The organism is Citrobacter sp. CK189 (genome assembly GCF_030333505.1).
GTDB classification, from domain to species: Bacteria; Pseudomonadota; Gammaproteobacteria; order Enterobacterales; family Enterobacteriaceae; genus Citrobacter_B; species Citrobacter_B koseri.
The window spans coordinates 158,235-180,133 of the sequence record NZ_JAOWFV010000038.1 but is presented as its reverse complement, the minus strand read 5'-3'; the positions used below and the strand labels follow the sequence as shown (position 1 = coordinate 180,133).

At 54.6% G+C, this 21,899-nt stretch carries 22 protein-coding genes; 10 read left to right on the top strand and 12 right to left on the bottom strand.

The window, feature by feature from the left end:
• The first annotated feature begins 19 nt into the window (after positions 1-19).
• Positions 20-1,018: a bile acid:sodium symporter family protein gene (locus OGV83_RS10820; RefSeq protein WP_012131374.1), complete on the top strand. Its 999-nt coding sequence runs from the start codon at positions 20-22 to the stop codon at positions 1,016-1,018.
• On the opposite strand, the gene OGV83_RS10815 is transcribed toward OGV83_RS10820, so the two are convergent.
• From OGV83_RS10815 to zipA, 3 genes are all read right to left on the bottom strand, one after another.
• Positions 1,015-1,233: a DUF3820 family protein gene (locus OGV83_RS10815; protein ID WP_012131373.1), complete on the bottom strand. Its 219-nt coding sequence runs from the start codon at positions 1,231-1,233 to the stop codon at positions 1,015-1,017. The two genes, OGV83_RS10820 and OGV83_RS10815, sit on opposite strands and share 4 nt — an antisense overlap.
• A 1-nt stretch (position 1,234) precedes the next feature.
• A complete protein-coding gene (gene ligA / locus OGV83_RS10810) occupies positions 1,235-3,250 on the bottom strand; it encodes an NAD-dependent DNA ligase LigA (RefSeq protein WP_058667836.1) in 2,016 nt (671 codons plus the stop codon).
• 70 nt (positions 3,251-3,320) lie between these two features.
• Entirely contained in the window at positions 3,321-4,346 is a 1,026-nt protein-coding gene (gene zipA / locus OGV83_RS10805; protein WP_286463567.1) for a cell division protein ZipA, read from the bottom strand.
• Between the two features lie 229 nt (positions 4,347-4,575).
• Here zipA and cysZ point away from each other — a divergent pair, with 229 nt between their 5' ends.
• From cysZ to crr, 5 genes are all read left to right on the top strand, one after another.
• Positions 4,576-5,337, top strand: a complete 762-nt coding sequence (gene cysZ, locus OGV83_RS10800) for a sulfate transporter CysZ (protein WP_112001786.1) — start codon at positions 4,576-4,578, stop codon at positions 5,335-5,337.
• Between the two features lie 188 nt (positions 5,338-5,525).
• On the top strand, positions 5,526-6,497 hold the full coding sequence (gene cysK, locus OGV83_RS10795) for a cysteine synthase A (RefSeq protein WP_047462171.1): 972 nt from the start codon (positions 5,526-5,528) through the stop codon (positions 6,495-6,497).
• A 383-nt stretch (positions 6,498-6,880) separates the two neighbouring features.
• On the top strand, positions 6,881-7,138 hold the full coding sequence (ptsH, locus tag OGV83_RS10790) for a phosphocarrier protein Hpr (RefSeq protein WP_005971891.1): 258 nt from the start codon (positions 6,881-6,883) through the stop codon (positions 7,136-7,138).
• Between the two features lie 44 nt (positions 7,139-7,182).
• Positions 7,183-8,910: a phosphoenolpyruvate-protein phosphotransferase PtsI gene (gene ptsI / locus OGV83_RS10785; protein ID WP_047462162.1), complete on the top strand. Its 1,728-nt coding sequence runs from the start codon at positions 7,183-7,185 to the stop codon at positions 8,908-8,910.
• A 40-nt stretch (positions 8,911-8,950) separates the two neighbouring features.
• Positions 8,951-9,460: a PTS glucose transporter subunit IIA gene (gene crr, locus OGV83_RS10780; protein ID WP_000522253.1), complete on the top strand. Its 510-nt coding sequence runs from the start codon at positions 8,951-8,953 to the stop codon at positions 9,458-9,460.
• 411 nt (positions 9,461-9,871) lie between these two features.
• Here the strand turns inward: crr and OGV83_RS10775 are convergent, their stop codons facing one another.
• Positions 9,872-10,111: a hypothetical protein gene (locus tag OGV83_RS10775; RefSeq protein ID WP_012131365.1), complete on the bottom strand. Its 240-nt coding sequence runs from the start codon at positions 10,109-10,111 to the stop codon at positions 9,872-9,874.
• Positions 10,108-10,974, bottom strand: coding sequence for a pyridoxine/pyridoxal/pyridoxamine kinase (gene pdxK / locus OGV83_RS10770; protein WP_047462159.1), 867 nt, complete (start codon positions 10,972-10,974; stop codon positions 10,108-10,110). Before pdxK ends, OGV83_RS10775 begins: the two co-directional genes overlap by 4 nt.
• A gap of 82 nt (positions 10,975-11,056) precedes the next feature.
• Here pdxK and ptsJ point away from each other — a divergent pair, with 82 nt between their 5' ends.
• Positions 11,057-12,349, top strand: coding sequence for a MocR-like B6 salvage transcription factor PtsJ (ptsJ, locus tag OGV83_RS10765; protein ID WP_286463565.1), 1,293 nt, complete (start codon positions 11,057-11,059; stop codon positions 12,347-12,349).
• A 13-nt stretch (positions 12,350-12,362) separates the two neighbouring features.
• Positions 12,363-13,079, top strand: a complete 717-nt coding sequence (locus tag OGV83_RS10760; RefSeq protein WP_012131362.1) for a type 1 glutamine amidotransferase — start codon at positions 12,363-12,365, stop codon at positions 13,077-13,079.
• 90 nt (positions 13,080-13,169) lie between these two features.
• Here OGV83_RS10760 and cysM read toward each other — a convergent pair whose 3' ends face one another.
• The 7 genes from cysM to murR all read right to left on the bottom strand — a co-directional run bounded on the left by cysM (position 13,170) and on the right by murR (position 19,995).
• Entirely contained in the window at positions 13,170-14,081 is a 912-nt protein-coding gene (cysM, locus tag OGV83_RS10755) for a cysteine synthase CysM (protein WP_110494894.1), read from the bottom strand.
• 113 nt (positions 14,082-14,194) lie between these two features.
• Positions 14,195-15,292: a sulfate/thiosulfate ABC transporter ATP-binding protein CysA gene (cysA, locus tag OGV83_RS10750; protein ID WP_012131360.1), complete on the bottom strand. Its 1,098-nt coding sequence runs from the start codon at positions 15,290-15,292 to the stop codon at positions 14,195-14,197.
• Entirely contained in the window at positions 15,282-16,157 is an 876-nt protein-coding gene (cysW, locus tag OGV83_RS10745) for a sulfate/thiosulfate ABC transporter permease CysW (RefSeq protein WP_012131359.1), read from the bottom strand. The genes cysA and cysW overlap by 11 nt, the downstream gene beginning before the upstream one ends.
• Complete coding sequence (gene cysT / locus OGV83_RS10740) at positions 16,157-16,990, bottom strand: sulfate/thiosulfate ABC transporter permease CysT (RefSeq protein ID WP_012131358.1); 834 nt, start codon at positions 16,988-16,990, stop codon at positions 16,157-16,159. Before cysT ends, cysW begins: the two co-directional genes overlap by 1 nt.
• The gene (gene cysP / locus OGV83_RS10735; RefSeq protein ID WP_049009733.1) at positions 16,990-18,006 is read right to left on the bottom strand and encodes a thiosulfate/sulfate ABC transporter substrate-binding protein CysP; all 1,017 of its coding nucleotides are present in this window, start codon (positions 18,004-18,006) and stop codon (positions 16,990-16,992) included. Before cysP ends, cysT begins: the two co-directional genes overlap by 1 nt.
• A 156-nt stretch (positions 18,007-18,162) precedes the next feature.
• Positions 18,163-18,954 carry an SDR family oxidoreductase UcpA gene (gene ucpA / locus OGV83_RS10730; RefSeq protein WP_012131356.1) on the bottom strand — a complete coding sequence of 264 codons (792 nt, stop codon included), beginning with the start codon at positions 18,952-18,954 and terminating at the stop codon, positions 18,163-18,165.
• Between the two features lie 177 nt (positions 18,955-19,131).
• A complete protein-coding gene (gene murR, locus OGV83_RS10725; protein ID WP_286463563.1) occupies positions 19,132-19,995 on the bottom strand; it encodes an HTH-type transcriptional regulator MurR in 864 nt (287 codons plus the stop codon).
• Positions 19,996-20,196: 201 nt separating this feature from the next.
• On the opposite strand from murR, the gene OGV83_RS10720 reads away from it, so the two are divergent.
• Positions 20,197-21,282: a porin gene (locus tag OGV83_RS10720; protein WP_012131354.1), complete on the top strand. Its 1,086-nt coding sequence runs from the start codon at positions 20,197-20,199 to the stop codon at positions 21,280-21,282.
• A 24-nt stretch (positions 21,283-21,306) separates the two neighbouring features.
• On the top strand, positions 21,307-21,897 hold the full coding sequence (locus OGV83_RS10715) for a DUF2057 family protein (RefSeq protein WP_012131352.1): 591 nt from the start codon (positions 21,307-21,309) through the stop codon (positions 21,895-21,897).
• Positions 21,898-21,899 lie beyond the last annotated feature (2 nt).

Here is a 21,899-nt window from a genome sequence, read left to right as displayed (position 1 = left end):
TCGACTTTCAGGAGTTTTTATGAAACTTTTTCGTATTCTTGATCCGTTCACGCTGACGCTTATCACCGTCGTTTTGCTGGCCTCCTTTTTTCCGGCCAAAGGGGATTTCGTTCCGTTTTTTGAAGGCTTAACCACCGCCGCGATTGCGCTGCTGTTTTTTATGCATGGCGCAAAACTCTCACGCGAAGCCATTATCGCAGGCGGCAGCCACTGGCGACTGCACCTGTGGGTAATGTGCAGCACCTTCATCCTGTTTCCGGTTCTCGGGGTGTTATTTGCCTGGTGGGCGCCCGTCAATGTCGATCCCATGCTGTATACCGGTTTCCTGTACCTGTGTATTTTGCCCGCGACCGTACAGTCTGCCATCGCCTTTACCTCTCTGGCGGGAGGAAACGTCGCTGCGGCCGTCTGTTCGGCATCGGCCTCCAGCCTGCTGGGGATTTTTCTTTCGCCGCTGCTCGTCGGCCTGGTGATGAATATCCACGGAGCGGAAGGCAGCCTGGAACAGGTCGGCAAGATCATGCTGCAACTGCTGCTGCCGTTTGTGCTGGGGCACCTGTCGCGTCCGTGGATTGGCAACTGGGTCGCGCGTCATAAAAAGTGGATTGCAAAAACGGACCAGACCTCCATTCTGCTGGTCGTCTATTCCGCATTCAGCGAAGCCGTCGTTAACGGTATCTGGCACAAAGTGGGATGGGGCTCGTTGTTGTTTATTGTCGTCGTCAGCCTTGTGCTGCTGGCGATTGTCATTGGCGTTAACGTGTTTGCCGCCCGCAGGTTCGGATTCAACAAAGCAGATGAGATAACCATTGTCTTCTGCGGGTCGAAAAAGAGTCTGGCGAACGGCATCCCGATGGCCAATATCCTGTTTCCCACCTCAGTGATTGGGATGATGGTGCTGCCGTTGATGATCTTCCATCAGATCCAGTTGATGGTCTGCGCGATGCTGGCGCGTCGCTACAAACGCCAGACCGATAAGTTGCAGGCGCAGCAAGAAGGCCGCGCCGCGAAGGCTTAAAGAGGTCGTTTCAGGGGCTGCACCAGCTGCGTCAGCCCCTCGGTTTTAATCAGCAGCGTGATTTGCATCAGCTCGCCCAGTCTTCCCGCCGGAAATTCATCCTTACGGGCAAACCACAGCAAATACTCCTCCGGCACATCAATGAGCCGACGCCCTTTGTACTTGCCGAACGGCATCACCGTGTTGGCTATCTCAATCAGCTGCTCTTTTTCCATATCAGACACCCAGTAAGCGGAGCATCTCTGCTTCGTCGATCACGTCAATCCCCAGTTCCTGCGCTTTCGCCAGCTTAGATCCCGCCGCTTCGCCCGCAATCACCAGATCGGTTTTTTTCGATACGCTGCCCGCCACTTTCGCCCCCAGCGCCACGAGGCGCGCTTTCGCATCATCTCGCGACATCAGGCTGAGGCTGCCCGTCAGGACGATCGTTTTACCGGCAAACGGGCTGTCGATTTCGTCGGCGTTAACCACGATCGGCGCAGGCCAGTGAATACCTTCCGCCAGTAACTGCCCGATCACGTCCCGGTTACTCTCTTCAGCAAAGAAGTTGAAGACGTGCGTAGCAACCACAATGCCGACATCCGGCACTTTTTGCAGTTCGTCGATAGAGGCCGCTTCCAGCGCCTCTAACGTACCGAAGTACGCCGCCAACCCTGCCGCCGTGGCTTCGCCCACTTCGCGGATACCGAGCGCATAGAGGAATCGCGCGAAGGTGGTCTCTTTCGCTTTTTCCAGCGCATTCACCACATTCTGCGCCGATTTCGGCCCCATACGATCCAGGCCCGTCAGTTTGCCTGCCGTCAGACGGAACAGATCTGCCGGGGTGTGGACATACTCTTTCTCGACAAGCTGGTCGATAATTTTATCGCCCATGCCGTCAACGTCCATTGCCCGGCGGGAAACAAAGTGCTTGAGCGACTCTTTGCGCTGCGCGCCGCAGATCAGGCCACCGGTACAGCGAGCGACCGCTTCGCCTTCCACGCGCTCGACATCAGAACCGCACACCGGGCAATGCGTCGGGAACTCGACCGGGCGCGTCTCTTCCGGGCGTTCGGAAAGCACCACGTTCACCACCTGCGGGATCACATCCCCCGCGCGGCGAATCACCACTTTGTCGCCAATGCGCAGGCCAAGACGCTCAATTTCATCCGCGTTGTGCAAGGTGGCGTTGCTGACCAGCACACCCGCAACATGCACCGGTTCGAGACGGGCGACGGGCGTGATCGCGCCAGTCCGCCCCACCTGGAACTCTACATCGCGTACAAACGTCATTTGCTCCTGCGCCGGGAACTTAAAGGCCACCGCCCAGCGCGGCGCGCGGGCGACGAATCCAAGCTGTTCCTGCAACGCCATCGAGTTGACTTTAATCACCACGCCGTCAATGTCAAAACCCAGCGTCGGGCGGTCTTCTTCCACTTTGTGATAGAAGTCCAGCACCGCTTCGGGAGAGTCGCACAGCGTCACCCGGTCGCTTACCGGAAGCCCCCAGGCTTTGAATTGCAGCAAGCGCCCCAGATGCGTATCGGGCAGTTCGCCACCTTCCAGAATGCCGACGCCGTAGCAAAAGAAAGTGAGCGGTCGCTTCGCGGTAATACGCGGATCAAGCTGGCGCAACGACCCCGCCGCAGCGTTACGCGGGTTGGCAAACACTTTATTACCGGTGCGGCGCGCCTCTTCATTAATTTTTTCAAACCCGGCCTGCGGCAGGAAAACTTCGCCACGAACCTCCAGACGCGCCGGAATGTTATCGCCACGCAGCTTCAGCGGAATAGCGCGAATGGTACGCACATTGGAGGTGATGTCCTCGCCGGTCGTTCCATCGCCACGCGTTGCCGCGCTGATCAGCACGCCGTTTTCATACAGGATGCTGACAGCCAGACCGTCCAGCTTCAGCTCGCAGCACCAGGTCAGTTTATCGCTGTTTTTTAGCCGATCCTGCACGCGCTTGTTAAACGCCAGAAAACTCTCTTCATCAAACACGTTGTCCAGCGACAACATGGGCACTTCGTGGCGAATCTGGCTGAACGCCGCCAGCGGCGCCGCTCCGACGCGTTGGCTCGGGGAGTCCGGCGTAATTAAATCTGGATGCTGCGCTTCCAGCTCACGAAGTTCGCGCATCAGACGGTCATACTCAGCGTCCGGGATCTCCGGCGCATCCATCACATGGTAAAGATACTCATGATGGCGAAGCGTGGTTCGCAGTTCTGTCAGTTGTTGTTCGATTGATTCCATATCGCACCATCAATGATAAAAAACCCCCGACAGGCGGGGGTTCAGAAAGGGGGGATCACGCCTGGGTTTCTCAGGCGTTGGATTCTTTCACTTCGCGAATGCGATCCTGATATTCACGCAGTTTCTGCGGCGTCATCATCCGGCGCTGGTCATCAAGCACCACGCCGCCGACTTCATCAGCGATATGCTGCGCAGACTGGAGCATCAGCTTAAAGTTTTGCAGTTCATCGCCGTAAGAAGGCACCTGCATAAAGATAGTGACCCCCGGCGTGGAGAAATCACCGGTCATTTCAGGATCAAACGTTCCCGGGTTCACCATGTTGGCCAGGCTAAACAACGCAGGGCCGCTGCCATCCGGGCTCAGGTGGCGATGGAAAATATTCATATCGCCAAATTTGAAACCCGCTTGCTGGATGCTGTTCAGCAGCACTTCGCCGCTAAGCTCGCTGCCATGATGAGCGGCGACGTTCATAATAATGACCGCTTCTTTACGCTGCGGTTTTTCCGCGACGGGCGCTTCTTCCACTGCCGGTTCAGGCGCTGGCGCAGGCTCTGCGACAGGTTCCGCTGGCTGGAAAGTCTGCGGAGCAGGCTGAGGCGCAGTTTGCTGTGGCGCTGGCTGGACAGGCTGTAGCGGCGCAGACTGAACCTGCGGCGCTACCGGCTGTTGCTGTACTGGCTGCTGCACAGGCTGTGCCGGTTGTTGTGCCGGTTGCGGTTGCGACGGCTGCCCATACTGCGGCCGTTGCTGCGGCTGCGCTGGCGCTTCAGGCGGCTGCTGAGCCGGTTGACGAGGCTGCGCAGACGCATAAGGCGGCTGGTATTGGTGTTGCGGCGACTGACGAGGCGCATCATGCTCCTGAGCGTTGCCGGGGGCATGATTCACGCGGTGAACACGAACTTCACCCACGCCTTCCTCTTCTTCGACGTCATCGTCGTAAGAATCGTCGTCACGTTTTGACTTCATGCGTTTCAGTGGACGATCGCGGAACATAGAAGATCGTTCTTTACGGCTGGTCCAGAAACCATGTACCAGTAAAGCGATTATGGCGATCGCGCCAACAATGATTAATATCAGACGCAAATCCTGCATCATTATATTCTCTGTTGTTCTAACACCTTGCCACCACGGCAAACATTTACTCACTAAGAGTATTTGCCGATTACGTCAAGTGCAAGTGCGCTCTTGGCTTTCACAGCATAAAGATGAACGAAATCGTGCTTTTTGCTGTTTTTTCGAACATTTCTTAACTGGCGAACGCGTCACAACCCGGTAAGATACGCAAAGTTTACCCGGGGCTTTATTAAAGGAGCATGTCCTGATTATGGTGTCATCATCCGCAACTGCACCTCGCAGCGGCTTTTACTATTTCTCACAGGGGTGGAAACTGGTCACGCAACCGGGGATCCGTCGCTTTGTTATTTTGCCGTTACTGGTAAACATTTTGCTGATGGGCGGCGCATTCTGGTGGCTGTTTACGCAACTGGACGTCTGGATCCCTTCGCTGATGAGCCACGTTCCCGACTGGTTGCAGTGGTTAAGCTATCTGCTGTGGCCCATTGCGGTCATCTCGGTTTTACTGGTCTTCGGCTATTTCTTTTCAACCATTGCCAACTGGATCGCCGCCCCTTTCAATGGGCTGCTAGCGGAACAGCTTGAGGCGCGCCTGACCGGCGCAACGCCGCCAGATACCGGCGTACTGGGTATTATGAAAGATGTGCCGCGCATTATGAAACGCGAATGGCAAAAGTTCATCTGGTATCTGCCGCGCGCCATTGTGCTGTTAATTCTCTATTTTATTCCAGGAGTCGGGCAAACCGTCGCCCCGGTGCTGTGGTTCCTGTTCAGCGCGTGGATGCTGGCGATTCAGTATTGCGACTATCCCTTCGACAACCACAAAGTCCCGTTCAAAGAGATGCGCACCGCCCTGCGCACGCAGAAAGTCGCCAATATGCAGTTCGGCGCGTTAACCAGTTTGTTCACCATGATCCCGGTGCTTAACCTGGTGATCATGCCCGTCGCCGTGTGTGGCGCAACGGCGATGTGGGTTGATTGCTACCGTTCCAGACATGGGTCATGGAAATGAATCACAGCACCCCCATAAACCTGTAAAATAGTTGTATAAAAAAGGAGGGGCTTATGCCGCTCCTTATTCCATCCAGGTAACCATTATTTCCCTTCCGAATATAGATATGCTAAATCCTTACTTCCGCATATTCTCTGAGCAGGTATGCTAGCCCATGTATCCCAATTTCATACAGTTAAGGACAGGCCATGAGTAAGATTTTTGAAGATAACTCGCTGACTATCGGTCATACGCCGCTGGTTCGACTGAACCGTATCGGTAACGGACGCATTCTGGCGAAGGTGGAATCACGTAACCCGAGCTTCAGCGTTAAATGCCGTATCGGTGCCAATATGATTTGGGATGCCGAAAAACGCGGCGTGCTGAAACCGGGCGTCGAACTGGTGGAACCGACCAGCGGCAACACCGGTATCGCGCTGGCTTATGTTGCTGCCGCGCGTGGCTACAAGCTGACGCTGACCATGCCGGACACCATGAGCGTTGAGCGTCGCAAACTGCTCAAAGCGCTGGGGGCGAACCTCGTACTGACCGAAGGCGCGAAAGGCATGAAAGGCGCTATCCAGAAAGCGGAAGAGATTGTCGCCAGCGATCCAGAAAAATACCTGCTGCTTCAGCAGTTCAGCAACCCGGCTAACCCGGAAATTCACGAAAAAACCACCGGCCCGGAAATCTGGGAAGATACCGATGGTCAGGTCGATGTCTTTATCTCCGGCGTCGGCACCGGCGGTACGCTGACAGGCGTCACCCGCTACATCAAAGGCACCAAAGGCAAAACGGACCTCATTACCGTAGCAGTAGAACCGACCGACTCTCCGGTTATCGCGCAGGCGCTGGCTGGTGAAGAACTGAAGCCCGGCCCGCACAAAATTCAGGGCATTGGCGCAGGCTTCATTCCGGGCAACCTCGATCTGAAACTGATTGATAAAGTTGTCGGTATCACAAATGAAGAAGCCATTTCCACCGCTCGTCGCCTGATGGAAGAAGAAGGTATACTGGCGGGGATCTCTTCCGGCGCGGCCGTTGCGGCAGCGCTTAAGCTCCAGGAAGATGAAACCTTTACCAATAAGAATATTGTGGTTATCCTACCGTCATCGGGTGAGCGTTATCTGAGCACTGCTTTGTTTGCCGATCTCTTTACTGAAAAAGAACTGCAACAGTAATGCCAGCATGTTAAAAACGCGTAAAAAAGCACCCTTTTGGGTGCTTTTTTGTGGCCTGCTTCAAATTTTCAACCCTCCTGGCATTGATTCACCCTGCCGGGTCTGGTATTTAACCAGACTAATTATTTTGATGCCCGAAATTAATCGTTACAGGAAAAGCGCTAGCTGAATCGATTTAATGATTTGGTTCAAGTCTTCCTTTCACGGCATAATGTTTAATGACGAGCGAAACGTCAGCGGCCAGCAGTTGCCAGCAACGGATTGCGCATAACACCTGGTGTGTCGCGTCCCGTTTACGCCGACGCTAACAATACAGGCTAAAGTCAAACCGCCAGGCTAGACTTTAGTTCCACAACACTAAACCTATAAGTTGGGGAAATACAATGTTCCAGCAAGAAGTTACCATTACCGCTCCGAACGGTCTGCACACCCGCCCTGCTGCTCAGTTTGTTAAAGAAGCGAAAGGCTTCACTTCTGAGATTACTGTGACTTCCAACGGCAAAAGCGCCAGCGCAAAAAGCCTGTTCAAACTACAGACTCTGGGCCTGACTCAGGGCACCGTTGTCACCATCGCTGCTGAAGGCGAAGACGAACAAAAAGCGGTAGAGCATCTGGTCAAACTGATGGCGGAACTCGAGTAAGTTCCCGGGTTCTTTTAAAAATCAGTCACAAGTAAGGTAGGGTTATGATTTCAGGCATTTTAGCATCCCCGGGTATCGCTTTCGGCAAAGCACTGCTGCTGAAAGAAGACGAAATCGTCATTGACCGGAAAAAAATTTCTGCCGACAAGGTTGATCAGGAAGTTGAACGTTTTCTGAGCGGTCGTGCCAAGGCATCTGCGCAACTGGAAGCGATCAAAACGAAAGCTGGTGAAACGTTCGGTGAAGAAAAAGAAGCCATCTTTGAAGGGCATATCATGCTGCTCGAAGATGAGGAGCTGGAGCAGGAAATCATAGCCCTGATTAAAGATAAGAACATGACAGCTGACGCAGCTGCGCATGAAGTTATCGAAGGTCAGGCCACTGCCCTGGAAGAACTGGATGATGAATACCTGAAAGAACGTGCGGCTGACGTGCGTGACATTGGTAAGCGCCTGCTGCGCAACATCCTGGGTCTGGCAATCATCGACCTGAGCGCAATCAAGGACGAAGTCATCCTGGTTGCCGCTGACCTGACCCCGTCAGAAACCGCACAGCTGAACCTGCAAAAGGTGCTGGGTTTCATCACTGACGCAGGCGGCCGTACCTCCCACACCTCTATCATGGCGCGTTCTCTGGAACTGCCGGCCATCGTGGGCACCGGTAACGTCACCTCTCAGGTGAAAAACGACGACTATCTGATTCTGGATGCCGTAAACAATCAGGTTTACGTCAACCCAACCAACGAAGAAATTGAAAAACTGCGCGCCGTTCAGGAGCAGGTTGCAACCGAGAAAGCGGAACTCGCTAAACTGAAAGATCTGCCGGCTATCACGCTGGACGGTCATCAGGTAGAAGTTTGCGCCAACATCGGTACCGTTCGTGACGTTGAAGGCGCAGAGCGCAATGGCGCGGAAGGCGTTGGTCTGTATCGTACTGAATTCCTGTTCATGGACCGTGACGCGCTGCCGACTGAAGAAGAACAGTTTGCGGCGTACAAAGCCGTCGCTGAAGCCTGCGGCTCTCAGGCGGTTATCGTCCGTACTATGGATATCGGCGGCGACAAAGAACTGCCGTACATGAACTTCCCGAAAGAAGAGAACCCGTTCCTGGGCTGGCGTGCGGTACGTATCGCTATGGATCGCAAAGAGATCCTGCGTGATCAGGTTCGTGCCATTCTGCGCGCCTCTGCGTTCGGTAAACTGCGCATCATGTTCCCGATGATCATCTCTGTTGAAGAAGTTCGCGCGCTGCGCAAAGAGATTGAAATCTACAAACAGGAACTGCGCGACGAAGGTAAAGCATTTGATGAAAGCATTGAGATTGGCGTGATGGTGGAAACACCGGCTGCGGCAACCATTGCTCGTCATTTAGCCAAAGAAGTTGATTTCTTTAGTATCGGCACCAATGATTTAACGCAGTACACCCTGGCAGTTGACCGTGGTAATGATATGATTTCACATCTTTACCAGCCAATGTCACCGTCCGTGCTGAACTTGATCAAGCAAGTTATTGATGCTTCTCATGCTGAAGGTAAATGGACTGGCATGTGTGGTGAGCTTGCAGGCGACGAACGTGCTACACTTCTGTTGCTGGGGATGGGTCTGGACGAATTCTCTATGAGCGCCATTTCTATCCCGCGCATTAAGAAGATTATCCGTAACACGAACTTCGAAGATGCGAAGGTGTTAGCAGAGCAGGCTCTTGCTCAACCGACAACGGACGAGTTAATGACGCTGGTTAACAAGTTCATTGAAGAAAAAACAATCTGCTAATCCACGAGATGCGGCCCAATTTACTGCTTAGGAGAAGATCATGGGTTTGTTCGATAAACTAAAATCTCTGGTTTCTGATGATAAGAAAGACACCGGAACTATTGAGATTGTTGCTCCGCTCTCTGGCGAGATCGTCAACATCGAAGACGTGCCGGATGTAGTTTTTGCCGAGAAAATCGTTGGCGATGGCATTGCTATCAAACCAACCGGTAACAAAATGGTCGCGCCAGTAGACGGCACCATCGGCAAAATCTTTGAAACCAACCATGCGTTCTCTATCGAATCGGATAGCGGCATTGAGCTGTTCGTTCACTTCGGTATCGACACCGTTGAACTGAAAGGCGAAGGCTTCAAGCGTATTGCTGAAGAAGGTCAACGCGTTAAAGTTGGCGATCCGGTAATTGAGTTCGATCTGCCGCTGCTGGAAGAAAAAGCCAAGTCTACCCTGACTCCGGTTGTTATCTCCAACATGGACGAAATCAAAGAACTGATCAAACTGTCCGGTAGCGTGACTGTGGGTGAAACCCCGGTTATCCGCATCAAGAAGTAATTCTTGCCGCAGGGAAAAATGGCGCCGACTGGCGCCATTTTTTTATCCTGGTTACGGTAAAACCGCGCCTGATGGCGCTTCGCTTATCAGGCCTACAACAAAATATCGTAGGCCGGATAAGGCGATGTTTGTTTGATGGCGCTGCGCTTATCAGGCCTACAATAAAAGATCGTAGGCCGGATAAGGCGATGATTGCCTGATGGCGCTGCGCTTATCAGGCCTACAACAAAATATCGTAGGCCGGATAAGGCGATGATTGCCTGATGGCGCTTCGCTTATCAGGCCTACAATAAAATGTCGTATGCCGAATAAGGCGATGTTTGCCTGATGGCGCTGCGCTTATCAGGCCTACAATAAAAGATCGTAGGCCGGATAAGGCGTTTTTCGCCGCCATCCGGCATAGTTACGCACTCACAACAGCGAGGTGACCGGACGATAGCACTTCTCGCGCATCAGGATCTTCATCCCTTCCGGCCCGCTTTCCAGCATCCGCTTCTCCGAGTCCGACACCAGCAATTCACACTGATAGCCGCCCGCAATGCCGAACATCGCGCGCGCCACGCAGATATCCTCCAGCGCATCAAGCCCGCTCGTTTCAAAGTGACCAACCACACGCCCCTGCTGGCGAACCACCAGCCGATAGCTCTTCATCGCGCCTCCCCTGCCGGTGGCAGAATCAACTCATCACACCCGCAGCGCTGCGTCCAGGTCATCACCTCCAGCACACGCTCTGCGGCATGTCGCGTCGCCGCCGTCAGCGCTTTCCCCTGCACAATACCGCTCACCAGTTCGGCGCAGAACAGATCGCCCGTCCCTTTTAAATCGGTTTCCACACGCGGGTGTTCAATCACATCCACGCCGCCGCTCGTCACCACCGCCACATTGATGGTATCCGCCGTCTGGCCTGGCGCACTGGTGATCACAATCCACTTCAGCGTGTCGGAGAGCAGCGATTTCGCCGCTGCAACCGCTTCATCCAGCGTGCCGCACGGTTTGCCGCTGAGCATCTCCAGCTCGAACACATTCGGCGTCAGCCCCTGCGCCAGCGGCAGCAGATAATGACGATACGCCTGCGGGATTTCCGCTTTCACATACATTCCGCTGTCCGTATCGCCAATCACCGGATCAACCAGAATACACACCTCAGGATGCGCGATCCGCACCGTTTCCAGCCATTTCGCCAGCAGAACGATTTGTTCCGCACTGCCCATATAGCCTGTCGTGACCGCTTTAAGCTCACGCAGCGCATCCCGCTCATTTAAGGCCTGAAGATAACCGCTGAACCAGTCGGCAGGAATAATGCCACCGTAAAACGTTTCATAATGCGGCGTATTGCTGAACAGCACCGTGGGCACCGCCGTCACCCGCAAGCCCTGCGCTTTAATCGCCGGTACGGCAATACTGTTGCCTACGCTGCCGTACACCACCTGTGACTGAACGGCGACAATGTCGGTCTGTAAAGCCCGATGCTTATCGTCGAAGAGCACTGACTGTATTTCACTATCCTGCCCCATTTACCTCTCCTCTCACTGGACAGCGGGCTAACGCCTCACTATTATCGTCATATGCTAAAATTCATTTTGTCATAGGTCAATAATGATCGACGGAAAAACCGCCAGCGAAATCTTTGACAGTATTCGTCAGCATGTCACCACCGGCGCACTGGCGCCAGGGGAAACGCTGCCGCCAGTGCGGGAACTGGCATCGGAATTAAACGTGAACCGCAATACTGTCGCGGCGGCTTACAAACGGCTGGTGACATCCGGCCTGGCCCTGAGCCAGGGACGTAACGGTACGGTCATTAAAGGTGCGCCTTCTCCGCTCGCGCTGGAAGGAAGCAGCCCCAATACGCCGCTGACCGATCTTTCCGGCGGCAATCCCGATCCCCAACGGCTGCCCGATCTCAGCAGTTATTTTTCGACAATAAATAAGTTACCGCGTCTTTACGGCGATGCGGCCGTTTCTCCCGCCCTTCACGCGTGGGCGAAGCAGTGGATGCAGGATGCCGTACCTGACGAAGGCGAGATTGATATCACCAGTGGGGCGATTGACGCCATCGAGCGTCTGCTGTGCGCCCATTTACTGCCGGGTGACAGCGTGGCGGTGGAAGATCCCTGCTTTTTAAGCAGCATCAGTATGCTGCGCTACGCCGGTTTTTCCGCCATCCCCGTCGGCGTCGATAGCGAAGGTATGCAGCCTGAGATGCTGGAACAGGCGCTGAAAAATGGCGCCCGCGCCGTCATTTTAACCCCGCGCGCCCACAATCCTACGGGGTGCAGTTTGAGCGCCTCCCGCGCCGCCGCGCTACAGAACATTGTGGCGAAATACCCGCAAGCGCTGGTTATTATCGACGACCACTTTGCCCTGCTCTCTTCATCTCCCTGGCACCCGGTGATCGCCCCGGAGACGCTACACTGGTCAGTGGTTCGCTCGATGTCAAAGACGCTGGGGCCGGATCTGCGCCTCGCCATTGTCGCCAGCGATCCCGCCACCTCAGCCAGACTGCGCCTGCGCCTTAATTCCGGCAGTCAGTGGGTCAGCCATCTGTTGCAAGATTTAGTGCATGCCTGTCTGAGTGACAAAAACTATCAGCGAACGCTGGCGCAGACCCGGCAATTTTATGCTTCGCAGCAGCAGAAGCTGGCCTGCGCGCTCCAGCGAACCGGGCTTACACACGCCCCCGGCGATGGGCTGAATGCGTGGTTGCCGTTGAAAAGCCACAGCCAGGGCATCGCGTTTATGCTGGCGAAAGCGGGCTGGCTGGTACGGGAAGGCGAAGCATTTGGCGTCAACGCGCCCGCCCACGGCCTGCGCATTACGCTGTCGACGCTGGGCGACGGCGATATCAACAAACTGGCGGCTGATATCCATCAGGCGTTAAAACGTTAACAGGAGAGAAAAAGTGCGAGTTCATTTTGTCGTTCATGAGTCTTTCGAATCTGCCGGAGCCTATCTGCAATGGGCTGAGGATCGCGGTTATCCCCTCTCCTGGTCCCGCGTGTATGCCGGTGAACCTGTCCCCGCCAATGCGGATGGTTTCGATATGCTGGTGGTGTTTGGCGGCCCGCAGTCACCGCGTACTACGCTCGAAGAGTGCCCATATTTTGACTCTTTAGCGGAGCAGCGGCTTATTAATCAGGCGATCTCTGCGCGTCGTATTGTGATCGGCATCTGTCTTGGTTCCCAGTTGATTGGTGAGGCGCTGGGCGCAAAAGTACGCCAGAGCCCGGAAAAGGAGATCGGCCACTACCCGATTACGCTAACGGAAGCCGGGAAACAGAATCCGCTGCTCGCTCATTTCGGCTCTCCGCTTGTGGTCGGGCACTGGCACAACGATATGCCAGGGTTAACCGATCAGTCGGTCGTTCTCGCGACAAGCGAAGGATGTCCGCGCCAGATCGTGCAATACGGTAACGCCGTTTACGGTTTTCAGTGCCATATGGAGTTTACCGCCGAGGCGGTAGAAGGGCTGATCCAGCATTCAGAACAGGAACTGGCTGCGGCAAAAGGGAAGCGCTTTATTCGCTCGAACGCCGAAATGCGCGAGTGGAATTATCAGGAGATGAACGAGAAACTGTGGCGCTTCCTCGACCTGCTGGTTGAGAAACGTAACGCTTGACGTTGCAGGCCGGATAAGACGCTTTGCGTCGTCATCCGGCGATCGTACTTTACGGTTGCCGGATGGCGCTACGCTTATCAGGCCTACAGGCTAAATCCCTGCCCCCTGGCTGAAGTGTTCTTCGCCAAAGACGCCGGTAGAAAGATAACGATCGCCGCGATCGCAGATGATCGCCACCACCACGGCCCCCGGCGTCGCGTGGGCAACGCGTAACGCACCGGCAACCGCGCCGCCGGAACTCACGCCGCAGAAAATACCTTCGCGTACCGCCAGTTCGCGCATGGTGTTTTCCGCCTCGCTCTGGTGAATATCCAGCACCTGATCCACAAGCTGAGCATTAAAAATACCCGGCATATATTCTGCGGGCCAGCGACGAATCCCCGGAATGCTGCTGCCCTCTTCCGGTTGCAGGCCAACAATCGTTACCGGTTTTTCCTGTTCGCGCAGGAAGCGCGACACACCGGTAATCGTACCGGTTGTTCCCATACTAGAGACAAAGTGGGTGATGCGACCTGAGGTTTGCTGCCAGATTTCCGGCCCGGTCGTGGTGTAGTGCGCGTAAGGGTTGTCGGGATTGTTAAACTGATCGAGCAGCTTACCTTCGCCGCGTTCGGCCATTTCCAGCGCCAAATCGCGCGCGCCTTCCATCCCTTGCTCTTTAGACACCAGAATCAGATCCGCGCCATAGGCGCGCATCGCCGCGCGGCGCTCCTGGCTCATGTTGTCCGGCATCAGCAGTTTCATGCGATAGCCTTTCAGTGCGGCAATCATCGCCAGCGCAATACCGGTATTGCCGCTGGTCGCTTCAATCAGCACATCGCCGGGCTTAATTTCCCCGCGCTTTTCCGCCTGGACGATCATCGATAGCGCCGCCCGGTCTTTCACTGACCCGGCAGGGTTATTGCCTTCCAGCTTGACCCAAATTTCACTGCCGTTATCCGGCGCCATCCGCTGCAATTTCACCAGAGGCGTATTGCCAATTGTTTGTTCTAATGTGTTCACTTCTCTGTCCAGTAAAAAGCCCGGTGGCGCTTCGCTTACCGGGCCTACGCAGATCATATTTGTAGGCCGGGTCAGCGCAGCGCCACCCGGCAAAACTACGTGATATTAACCTATCAGGCCGATTCTGCCAGAGCAAGCTCCTCTTCGCGCGTCTCAATGCGCTGGTTGCCGTTGTACAACCGCGCATTTTGCAGCCCGACAAACAGCCGCTCGCCGCGCTGTGGGGGATTATCCCCCTGCATCACCACCGTCAGCGGTTCGTTATACCACCCCAGAGGCTGCACGACTAATTGGGTGTAGTGACCTTTCGGACTGGCCTCCAGCACCTGTACCGGCAGCGGGGAATCCAGACTGGTGCGGCGGCTGACATCCACCTCCCACGGACGCAGGAACAGATCGACCGCCCCCTGGTACGCTGGCGTATACCCCAGCGGCCAGCGATGCGCGCCAACGTGGAACTGACCGCCGCGAATCGTTCCCTGCAAACGGTTCACTTCGCCCATAAACTCCAGCACAAAGCGGGTGGCGGGTTCACGCCACACCTGATCCGGCGCATCGGCCTGTTCAATGTTGCCCTGGCTCATCACCACCACGCGATCCGCCACTTCCGTAGCCTCTTCCTGATCGTGGGTGACAAACACGCTGGTGAATTTCAACTCTTCATGCAGCTGACGCAGCCAGCGGCGCAGCTCTTTACGCACCTGCGCATCAAGCGCGCCAAACGGTTCATCCAGCAGCAGGATCTGCGGCTCAACCGCTAACGCGCGCGCCAGCGCCACGCGCTGTTTCTGCCCGCCGGAAAGCTGTGCCGGAAAACGCTCCGCCAGATGGGCCAGTTGCACCATTTCCAGCAGTTTCGTCACTTTCGCTTTAATGGCCGCCGCATTCGGACGTTCGCGACGCGGCAGCACCGTCAGGCCAAAGGCGATATTGTCGAACACCGTCATATGACGAAACAGCGCATAGTGCTGAAAAACAAAGCCGACTTTACGATCGCGCGCGTGCAGACGGCTTACGTCTGTACCGTGAAAACGAATGTGCCCGCTGGTCTGATGCTCCAGCCCGGCAATAATACGCAGCAGCGTGGTTTTACCGGAACCGGACGGCCCCAGCAAGGCAACCATCTGACCTGAAGGAATATCCAGCGAGATATCGTTCAGCACCTGGGTGCGACCAAAAGACTTCTTAATATTGGCAATCTCAATGCTCATGATTTTCCTCCTGTTGCGCGCGTTTCTCCTGATTTTCCAGGCGCCATTGCAACATACTCTTCAAAAACAGGGTAATAATCGCCATCAACGTCAGCAGCGCGGCGGCGGTAAAGGAGCCGACGGTGTTGTAGTCCTGCTCCAGTAATTCAATCTGTAACGGCAGCGACAGGGTTTCGCCGCGAATCGAGCCGGAAACCACCGACACCGCGCCGAACTCGCCAATGGCGCGCGCGTTGGTCAGCACCACGCCGTACAGCAGCGCCCAGCGAATATTAGGCAACGTAACGCGACGGAACATTTGCCAGCCGGAAGCGCCAAGCAGAATCGCCGCTTCATCTTCCTGACTGCCCTGGCTCAGCATAACCGGCACCAGTTCACGCACCACAAACGGACAGGTGACGAAAATAGTGACCAGCACCATCCCCGGCCAGGCGAACATAATTTGCAGGTTGTGCTCATCCAGCCAGTCGCCCAACGGGCCGTTCGAGCCGTAAAACAGCAGGTAGACCAGACCGGCCACCACCGGCGAGACGGCAAACGGAATATCCAGCAGCGTCAGCAGCAGCTGGCGACCGGGAAAATTAAAGCGCGTCACCAGCCACGCCAGCAGAACGCCAAACACCAGGTTTACCGGTACGGCAATCAGCGCAATCAACACCGTCAGCCAGATCGCGTGCAGCATGTCCGGGTCGGCCAGGTTCTGTAAGACCGGCATCAGCCCTTTGCTGAAGGCCTGTACGAAGATATAAATCATCGGCACCAGCAAAATAAACGCCGAAACCAGCATCCCGGTGCCAATCAGAAACCATTTTCCCCAGTTAATGCGGGGAGCGTCATAACGCTTCAATTGGGTAACTTCCGCCATTAGTGACCTACCACACGTCGACCAAAGCGACTTTGCAGGGTGTTAATCGAGAACAGCAGCAACAGCGACGCCGCGAGGATCACCGACGCAATCGCGCTGGCCGCCGGATAGTCAAACTCCTGCAAACGAACAAAAATCATCAGCGAGGTCACTTCGGTTTTCCACGCGATGTTCCCGGCAATAAAAATCACCGCGCCAAACTCGCCGAGGCTTCGGGTAAACGAGAGCGCAATACCCGCCACCAGCGCAGGAGACAGCTCCGGCAACACCACTTTGCGGAAACTTTGCAGGCGCGTTGCGCCGAGCGTTTCCGCCGCTTCTTCATATTCCGGGCCTAACTCTTCCAGTACCGGCTGCACCGTGCGCACCACAAACGGGATGCTGGTAAAAGCCATCGCTACCGCGATGCCAAGCCAGGTGTAAGTCACTTTGATATCAAACTTCGCCAGCCATTCGCCGTAAAAACCGTTCACGGAAAATAATGACGCCAGCGTCAGACCCGCCACCGCCGTCGGCAGGGCAAACGGCAGATCCATCAGCGCATCCAGCAGAGTACGTCCTGGAAAGCGATAGCGGGTTAAGATCCACGCCATCAGCAGGCCAAATACGCCGTTGAAGATTGATGCCACAAACGCCGACAACAGCGTGACTTTGTAGGCCGCTACCACCTGCGGGTTGGTGATAACCTCCCAGTATTGCGCCCAGCTCATTTGCGCCAGCTGCATCACCAGCGCGCTCAACGGAAGCAGCAATATCAGGCAGACGAACAACAGGCTGGTTCCGAGGCTTAAGGTAAAGCCGGGCAGCACACGTCTTGTCGATACTGCGAACATTACTTACGCCCCGCCGCCAACAGTTTGTCCAGCTCGCCGCCGCTGCCGAAGTGGGTTTTCATCACTTCCGGCCAAGAGCCAAACTGGTCTTCCACGCGGAACAGTTCGGTCTGCGGGAATTTATCTTTCAGTTTGTCCATCACTTCCGGGTTATTCACGCGGTAGTAGAAGTCGGTGATGATGGTCTGCGCCTGCGGGCTGTAGAGCCAGTTCAGGTAAGCCTTCGCCGCTTTTTCAGTACCGTTGGCCTGTACGTTTTTATCCACCCATGCCACCGGGAATTCGGCCAGAATATTGGTTTTCGGGATAACGACTTCAAATCCCTGCGCTTCATACTGTTTACGGATGTTATTCACTTCCGATTCAAAGCTAATCAGCACATCGCCCAGGCCGCGTTCCGCAAAGGTGGTGGTCGCGCCGCGACCGCCGGTGTCAAACACTTCGACGTTCTTCAGGAACTGGGTCATAAACTGCTCGGTTTTGGCTTTATCGCCACCGTCAGCTTTATCCGCCGCGCCCCATGCAGCCAGATAGGTGTAACGGGCGTTGCCTGAGGTTTTCGGGTTCGGGAAAATCAGTTTTACATCGGAACGCACAAGGTCATTCCAGTCATGGATATTTTTCGGATTCCCTTTGCGCACCAGGAATCCCATCGTGGAATAGAACGGTGAACTGTTATTCGGCAAACGGCTTTGCCAGTCGGCAGGGATCAGCTTGCCTTTGTCATGCAGGATCTGCACATCCGTGACCTGGTTATAGGTCACTACGTCAGCTTTCAGCCCTTGCAGGATCGCCAGCGCTTGTTTTGACGAACCGGCGTGAGACTGTTTGATGGTCAGCTTATCGCCGCCGTTATCTTTCGCCCACTGCTGTTCAAACGGCGGATTAAGGGCGGCAAACAGTTCGCGAGAAACGTCGTATGAGCTGTTCAGCAGCTCTGTTGCCTGCGCCTGCGTGGCCAACAACAGCATCGCGCTCAGCGCCAGGTATCTTTTTTTCAGTAAGTTAACAGCCATTGCGCACCCTTATAAATTTGATGACTTTCTTATGGTCATAATATTTATAACGGGTACGAAAGGAGTAACGGTTTTATATACCGTTTGATGATTTGAAAGTCGAAAAGGGAATAAGAGAATCCCTCCCCACATGCGTGAGGAGGAAAGCGGCGTTAATCAGACGCCCACGCTCACGCTTTCAGGCAGCGTGCTGCCGCCATCAATCACGTTTTGCGTCCCGGTCAAATAGCTGGACTCATCCGACGCCAGGAAGGCCGCCAGTTCACCCACTTCGAGCGGACAGGCCAGACGGCGCATCGGGATCGCTTTCGCCATTTCGGTGAGTACCGATTCAGGATCGTCAGGATTAGACTGACGGGCAATATTTTCCGCCATCGGCGTGCGGACATAACCCGGACAGATTGCGTTCACACGAACGCCGGACTGCGCATACTCCACGGCCAGGGACTTGGTGAGTCCGATAATCGCCGCTTTAGACAGGGCATAAGCCGTTTCGCCTGGATCGGCCACCATATCCCCGGTCACGGAGGACATCATGACGATACGCCCATCTTTGCGTTCAACCATTTCCGGCAGAACGGCTTTTGTGACGTTCCAGACGCCTTTGATATTAATATCGATATGGAAATCGCGATCTTCTTCGCTCATGTCGAGGAAGTTGCCCAACCGGCAAACACCCGCATTGTTGACCAGAATATCAATTTTACCTTCTATCTTTTTCGCGCGCGCCACTGCCGCCGCGACCGATGCAAAATCCCTGACATCCGCTTTGATGGCGGTACAACGATGACCGCGTCCGCCCAGCTCATCCGCCAGTTTTTCCGCCTCATCGGAGATATCCAGCAAAATTAAATTCGCGCCGTGGCGAGCAAACACTCTGGCGATCCCCTCGCCAATGCCCTGTGACGCGCCGGTAATCAATGCCGTTTTGCCCGTGAGTTTACCCATTTCAATGTTCTCCTTTTCAGTCTGTTGCAGCGCATAAGCGGTGCGTCTTATGCGCTACTCTCGTCTCCAGCGAAACTACGATGAAGCCTTACACTCCATTAACATTGAAAATACAGAAAAAACAAATAAGTGCTGCGGAACAGCTCACTAATTAGGGTAAATCTTACGTAAAAGTCCCTAGCTCTTGCCTAAAAGATTAATCAGTTCGCTGCTGCGCTCAATCATACGAAGCGACTCAACATCATTGAGCTGCACCATGCCAACAAACAGCAGATCGGTCACCGAGTTCTGCGCGGTTCGGGTGGACATAGACGAACTGCGCCATTCGGTCTCACCGGATACGGTATCCAGCGTGTAATCGGCCAGCCGCCGCAGCGGAGAGTCCGTCAAAGAGGTGATCGCAATCACCGTCGCCCCCTGCTTACGCGCCGCTTCAGCGCAAAGCACGATCTCCTTTTTCGACCCGCTATAGGAAATGGCTATTTGCACATCCCCTTCCTGCAAGGCCTGAGCAATGGTTGCCTGCACATGGGTATCGACCTCGCAGGCCACGCGATAACCAATTTTCATCAGTTTGAAGGATAAATCCCGTCCTACCAGCGCCGAACCGCCGACGCCCGTAATCTGAATAAGCCGGGCATTGCTGATCAGGTTAATCACCTGCTTCAGGCGATCGAAATCCATCAGACTACAGGTTTCCTCCAGCGCGAACATTTTTTCTCTGTTCAGCTTACGGGCAATCACCTCCAGGCTGTCTTCACTGGTAATCGTACTGTGCAGATGCAGCGCCGTGTCATGTTTCTTTTCCCGGTTGACGCTGTACTCCTCAATGAGCGCCATTCTGAGCTCGGTGAATCCCTTCGCGCCAAGTTTCTGGGCAAATTTCACAATACTGGACTGGCTGACTTCCAGCTGCTTCGCCAGATTGCGGGAAGAAACGGTTTTTAGCTCGCTGACATGGGCCAAAAGAAAGCTGGCAATTTTCTGTTCATTTTCCGTTAACTCTCCCTCTGCATTACGCATTTTCGCCAGATACAACATCGCTCTTCCGCTCCCGTCATCATGGAATCATTAATTCCAACGCACTGTTCGCAGGATAACACAACGCGGGTGAGAATTTGATAGCCCTCACAATATTTGTATTACGATTCAATGATTCTATTGTAAATATTTTTATGGAATATATGATTCCTTGCGTCTTTCATAGCAACAAAAAACTACACACAGAAAAGGATAATCATAATGAAACGTACTCTGAAGTCCCTGGCAATCTTTACTCTCCTCGCAACCAGCGCCAGCCATGCCGCCGTGATCTACCAGGCCAATGACGGATCGAATATCGATCTCTACGGGCGTCTCGGATTCAATATCTCTGACAAGAAATCAGGCGACACCTCGGGCGATTTTGACGCGCGTATCGGTTTCTCCGCCCGCCAGGCGATTAATGACAAGCTGGCCGTTATTGGTTTTACGCAGTATCAGGTAAATGCCGCAGAGTACGCGAACAACATCAGCGCGGAAAACCCGAATGACTTCACCGCGCGTTACGTCTGGGCAGGGATTGATTTTGCCGAATACGGCAAGCTGACCGGCGGGCGCGTGTCATCCGGCCTGATCATGTTCACGGATATCGGCGATGTGTTCGCCAGCTCCGATGTCGCAATGGCCCGCCAGGCAAACTTTGTTGACCCGACGGCGGTACAGGTTTTCCGTCAGGACGGCACCATTCAGTACCAGAACACATTCGGCAATTTTGATTTCTCTACCGCCTATATTCTGGGCAACAACACCTCCGATCTGGATTACGGTTATAATGCCGCCCTTCGCTATACGCTCGATATGGGCGATTTTGGCCGCCTCCAGCCGGTGATTGCCGGTCAGACAGAGAAAGCGAGCCATGACGATACATCCACGCTGTCGGATAATAATGTCGATAAGTACACCTTTTATGGCATCGGCACCCGCTACTACCTGGGCGATTTCATGTTCGGCCTGCTCTATGCCCAGGATAAAGTGACCTACCTCGACGGTTCTGCGGACAGCACCGATAAAGATTACGAAGCAACGCTGGTCTGGAACGTCAGCCCGGACTGGGCGTTACGTACCGGCTATCGCCATCTGAAAAATGAGGACGGCGACGGGCTGAAACTTCGCGACACCACCTTTGAAGCGCAGTACAAACTCACCGTTCGCAGTTCCATATTTGCGTCTTACTCCTGGCGTAATGGTGAAGAAGGGAAAAAACGGACGAACGGCAATGATGTCTCCTTTGGCGGCAGCAACCCGGCTGATGACTATTTCCACCTTGGCTTACGTTACGAATTCTGATTCCCCTTTTCCGGGAGAGTAAAAATGAAGAAATATTTTGTGTCCGCCGCAGCACTGTTGTTTTGCAGCCAGGCTTTTGCCGCTCCGCATCTCTTTATTGGCGATAACGTCAGCGTGCTGGCGGCCCGTTCGGCAAAAGTCAGTATTTTTAGTAAAGACGTGGCGCTGCCAGACGGCGCTCAAAAAATGGTAGTGAAGTTCGACAGTCCGGCAAATCCTGAATCGGTGAACAATAACCGGGGTCGCGTAACGTCTAACCCGTATATCATCTCGTTTAACGCTTCCGGCAATGTGGATCTGCAACTGTCTGCGGGAAAACCGCTGGACGAAAAAGAAGCCAGTCAGATGGCGCAAAAACCGGTATTCACCCTGACGGCGGCCGGGAAACCCGTACCGTTTGATATCAAAATTCTCGACCGTGACAGCATCACCGTGTTCACCGACCTGAGCGCCATCGTCAACGATGACAGCACGATGATACCTTCTCCGGCGCGCTCCGCTTCCCCGGCGGCGCCAGCCACTTCGCATGACCAGCTCTCCCAGCTACAGCAACTGTATCTGAAAGCTGACGACACCCAGAAAAAAGCATTCCTGAAATGGGCGCTAAACCTGTAAGG

Coding starts and splice junctions, on each gene's coding strand:
- ligA (WP_058667836.1), bottom strand. CDS start 3,250: ATGGAATCAATCGAACAACAACTGACAGAACTGCGAACCACGCTTCGC.
- OGV83_RS10820 (WP_012131374.1), top strand. CDS start 20: ATGAAACTTTTTCGTATTCTTGATCCGTTCACGCTGACGCTTATCACC.
- murR (WP_286463563.1), bottom strand. CDS start 19,995: ATGTTGTATCTGGCGAAAATGCGTAATGCAGAGGGAGAGTTAACGGAA.
- crr (WP_000522253.1), top strand. CDS start 8,951: ATGGGTTTGTTCGATAAACTAAAATCTCTGGTTTCTGATGATAAGAAA.
- cysZ (WP_112001786.1), top strand. CDS start 4,576: ATGGTGTCATCATCCGCAACTGCACCTCGCAGCGGCTTTTACTATTTC.
- cysP (WP_049009733.1), bottom strand. CDS start 18,006: ATGGCTGTTAACTTACTGAAAAAAAGATACCTGGCGCTGAGCGCGATG.
- cysK (WP_047462171.1), top strand. CDS start 5,526: ATGAGTAAGATTTTTGAAGATAACTCGCTGACTATCGGTCATACGCCG.
- ucpA (WP_012131356.1), bottom strand. CDS start 18,954: ATGGGTAAACTCACGGGCAAAACGGCATTGATTACCGGCGCGTCACAG.
- ptsI (WP_047462162.1), top strand. CDS start 7,183: ATGATTTCAGGCATTTTAGCATCCCCGGGTATCGCTTTCGGCAAAGCA.
- OGV83_RS10775 (WP_012131365.1), bottom strand. CDS start 10,111: ATGAAGAGCTATCGGCTGGTGGTTCGCCAGCAGGGGCGTGTGGTTGGT.
- pdxK (WP_047462159.1), bottom strand. CDS start 10,974: ATGGGGCAGGATAGTGAAATACAGTCAGTGCTCTTCGACGATAAGCAT.
- OGV83_RS10715 (WP_012131352.1), top strand. CDS start 21,307: ATGAAGAAATATTTTGTGTCCGCCGCAGCACTGTTGTTTTGCAGCCAG.
- cysW (WP_012131359.1), bottom strand. CDS start 16,157: ATGGCGGAAGTTACCCAATTGAAGCGTTATGACGCTCCCCGCATTAAC.
- OGV83_RS10815 (WP_012131373.1), bottom strand. CDS start 1,233: ATGGAAAAAGAGCAGCTGATTGAGATAGCCAACACGGTGATGCCGTTC.
- cysT (WP_012131358.1), bottom strand. CDS start 16,990: ATGTTCGCAGTATCGACAAGACGTGTGCTGCCCGGCTTTACCTTAAGC.
- cysA (WP_012131360.1), bottom strand. CDS start 15,292: ATGAGCATTGAGATTGCCAATATTAAGAAGTCTTTTGGTCGCACCCAG.
- zipA (WP_286463567.1), bottom strand. CDS start 4,346: ATGATGCAGGATTTGCGTCTGATATTAATCATTGTTGGCGCGATCGCC.
- ptsH (WP_005971891.1), top strand. CDS start 6,881: ATGTTCCAGCAAGAAGTTACCATTACCGCTCCGAACGGTCTGCACACC.
- ptsJ (WP_286463565.1), top strand. CDS start 11,057: ATGATCGACGGAAAAACCGCCAGCGAAATCTTTGACAGTATTCGTCAG.
- OGV83_RS10720 (WP_012131354.1), top strand. CDS start 20,197: ATGAAACGTACTCTGAAGTCCCTGGCAATCTTTACTCTCCTCGCAACC.